Consider the following 519-nt stretch of genomic DNA (forward strand, 5'->3'; position numbering starts at 1 on the left):
AAAGTAAATTACACCTAAATGACTTACACGACTCTGAAATCTCCCTTATCTCAACAAGTGGAACATTTAGTGATAGAATGACTAAACTGTTAACAGGAGAAGATGGTGAACATGCAGTTTTATCACGCTACAACTTAGCGCCTGATGAATTAGAAAAATATAAACAACTTATTTTAGACGATAAAATGTTAGTTGTAGCGGTTCGTGACAAATCATCACATAAAGAAGTTCAAGAACATAACTCAGCATATGAAGAAATTGATATTACTCATTTTGCTGAAGCATCTAAAGGTCCCAAAGCTTAGTTATCACACTGAATTCAAAATGAGATTACTGTACTGTCTAATTTAAGATAGTACAGTTTTTTATACCATTTAAAAGTTTATGAACAATCTTTTACAGCAGGCGATTATGCTATAATATTATTTAAATTGGGGAGGTGTTCTTATGGAATTTAAAACCATTCAATCTGTCAAAGATCCACATTACAACGAAGCACTTAAACTTTACGATACTAAG

General features: G+C 31.8%; 1 protein-coding gene and 1 pseudogene. Both read left to right on the forward strand.

Annotated features, from left to right (window positions below):
- Positions 1-305: hypothetical protein (locus IDG60_RS01925; RefSeq protein WP_206160436.1), on the forward strand; the 305-nt coding region annotated here is incomplete at its 5' end.
- 142 nt (positions 306-447) lie between these two features.
- A pseudogene (locus IDG60_RS21910) lies at positions 448-519 on the forward strand (hypothetical protein); the annotation flags it as partial.

This window comes from Staphylococcus sp. EG-SA-2 (assembly GCF_017152085.1).